We start from the raw sequence: 2,057 nt of genomic DNA on the forward strand, positions 1-2,057 counted from the left end.
CGTCCACCCGGGAGCTGGAAGAGGGCCTGGGACATGGCCTCCGGGCTAGCACGCACCCCTCGTCCCCTCAAGCAGCACCCCGTCCTCCCGGGAGCGGCCACTCTCCCTCATGCCTCGCATGCGGCCAGCCCCTACCCCGGCCAGGCCCGGCGCTTGTGCGCTCCCCGCCGATGCCGTACGTGCCGGGCATGTCCGTCGAATCGCCCTCCTCCCCGTCCGCTCCCCGCTCCCGTCCCGTCCGCCGCTCCTGGGTCTGGGCGGGCATCGCCGTGGCGTCGCTCGGCTTCATGGGGGTGGCGATCCACGACCTGATGGAGGGCCGGTCCAAGCCGCCGCCCCGGCTGGGCGCGCTGCCGGACTTCACCTTCACGCGGCAGGACGGCCAGCCCTTCGGGGCGAAGCAGCTGCGCGGCCACCCGTACATCGCCAACTTCATCTTCACCCGCTGTCCCACGGTCTGCCCCGTCTTCACCCAGAAGATGGCGCGCGTGCAGGACCGCACGGCGAAGCTGGGGACGGATTTGCAGCTGGTGTCCTTCTCCGTGGACCCCGCCTACGACACCCCGGAGCGGCTGGCCGAGTACGGGAAGAAGTACCAGGCGGACTTCACCCGCTGGAACTTCCTCACCGGCGACTACGCCACCCTCAAGGACACCATCGTCCAGGGCTTCAAGATCAGCATGGGCCGCGAGCCCGGCGCCGCCGAGGACGACCTGCTCTCCATCTTCCACGGCACCCACTTCGTGCTGGTGGACGGCACCGGGGAGATTCGCGGCTACTACGACAGCGCGGACCCCGAGGCGACCCAGAAGCTGGAGACCGACGCCTTCCGCATCACCCGCGAAGAGGGCTGAGAAGAGGGCTGAGAAGAGGGCTGAGCGCCCCAGCCCGCAAAGCCGAAGGGCCGGCCCCACCTTTCGGTGAGCACCGGCCCTCGTCACGTCAGCTTCAGCGGGGAGCTCAGTTGATGAGCTGCGCCTGGGCCTGCGCGATGATGTTCTGGAAGTTCTGCTGCGCGGGCTGGGAGGCCAGCGCGCCGACCTTGTCCGCGCCCTGCTTCACGACGTTCGCGATGTCGCCGATGGCCTTCACGGAGGGGGCGAACTTGGTCAGCTGGGACAGACCGGCCAGGGGGCCCTTGGAGAGCAGCGCCGCGCCGGAGTCGATGAACTTGTCCACGAACGGCTTCGCCAGCTTGCCCAGGCCGAACGGGAGCTTGTCCAGCAGGCCGCCCGCCAGACCCTTCAGGCCGCCCGTGATGGCGCCCATGGGGTTCTGCACGAAGTTCAGCGCCTTGCCCGCGATGTTCGCGACGCCGCCCGCGATGTTGGAGACCGTCTTCGCGACGCTGCTGACAACCTTGCCGATGCCGCCCATGGTGAAACCCCCTGCTTGAAGTCTGGTTTGGAGAGTGTGCCGAAGTGAAGCTGCAAAAGGATTCTCGGAAGGGGGAGGAAAATGTTTCCTCCGAATTTCCGATCAATTTCACGGAGATTCCGGGCGGGCCTCAGCCCCGGGTTCCGCCTCCGCCCTTCTTCAGCTGGTCCATCAACTCCTGGCGCTTGGCCTCGTCCTGGGGGGCCTTGGGGGCCTCGCCCGCGGGGTTCAGGCTGGGCTTGCCCGCGGCGGCGGCGCCGCCCTTGCCGGCCTCGAACTCGGACTTGGCGAAGGGGTTGCCCTGGCCGGGCAGCTCACCCTTGGCGCCCGCGACCAGGAACTCGCCGACCTCCTCCACCGTGTGCACGGGGAAGCCGTTCGCCTTCAGCTCCTCGTCGGACACGACGTTGAGCATGGGCTCCTTGTCCTTGTCCTGGGCGTACTCGAGGACCAGCTCGACGTAGTCCTCCAGCTTCATGCCCACCGCGTCCGCGATGCGCTTCGTCTCGGGGTCCTTGAGGAGCTCCGCGCGCACGACTTCCACGGGACGGGACAGACCACGCTTCTTGCCAGGGGCTTGCTGGGACATGCGATTTCGCTCCGGAGAGGAGAGGAAAGACGGCTGGGAACAACTCTAGCCCATCTTTCCAGTAGTACCCATTCCCCCACCCGGAGTGGCC

3 protein-coding genes are annotated in these 2,057 nt (G+C 67.9%); 1 reads left to right on the forward strand and 2 read right to left on the reverse strand.

All coding sequences use genetic code 11. The annotated features are described in order from the left end of the window. Nucleotides 1-188 precede the first annotated feature (188 nt). Entirely contained in the window at nucleotides 189-854 is a 666-nt protein-coding gene (locus tag D7X55_RS38850; RefSeq protein ID WP_233610350.1) for an SCO family protein, read from the forward strand. Nucleotides 855-960: 106 nt separating this feature from the next. Here D7X55_RS38850 and D7X55_RS38855 read toward each other — a convergent pair whose 3' ends face one another. Both D7X55_RS38855 and D7X55_RS38860 read right to left on the reverse strand, forming a co-directional pair. Continuing rightward, nucleotides 961-1,377 (reverse strand): hypothetical protein, encoded by a 417-nt coding sequence (locus D7X55_RS38855; RefSeq protein ID WP_120552383.1) that lies wholly within the window; start codon nucleotides 1,375-1,377, stop codon nucleotides 961-963. A gap of 130 nt (nucleotides 1,378-1,507) precedes the next feature. Next, nucleotides 1,508-1,966, reverse strand: a complete 459-nt coding sequence (locus D7X55_RS38860) for a hypothetical protein (protein ID WP_120552382.1) — start codon at nucleotides 1,964-1,966, stop codon at nucleotides 1,508-1,510. Nucleotides 1,967-2,057: the final 91 nt, after the last annotated feature.

Source organism: Corallococcus sp. AB049A (assembly GCF_003668885.1).
GTDB classification, from domain to species: Bacteria; Myxococcota; Myxococcia; order Myxococcales; family Myxococcaceae; genus Corallococcus; species Corallococcus interemptor.

Coding starts and splice junctions, on each gene's coding strand:
- D7X55_RS38850 (WP_233610350.1), top strand. CDS start 189: ATGTCCGTCGAATCGCCCTCCTCCCCGTCCGCTCCCCGCTCCCGTCCC.
- D7X55_RS38855 (WP_120552383.1), bottom strand. CDS start 1,377: ATGGGCGGCATCGGCAAGGTTGTCAGCAGCGTCGCGAAGACGGTCTCC.
- D7X55_RS38860 (WP_120552382.1), bottom strand. CDS start 1,966: ATGTCCCAGCAAGCCCCTGGCAAGAAGCGTGGTCTGTCCCGTCCCGTG.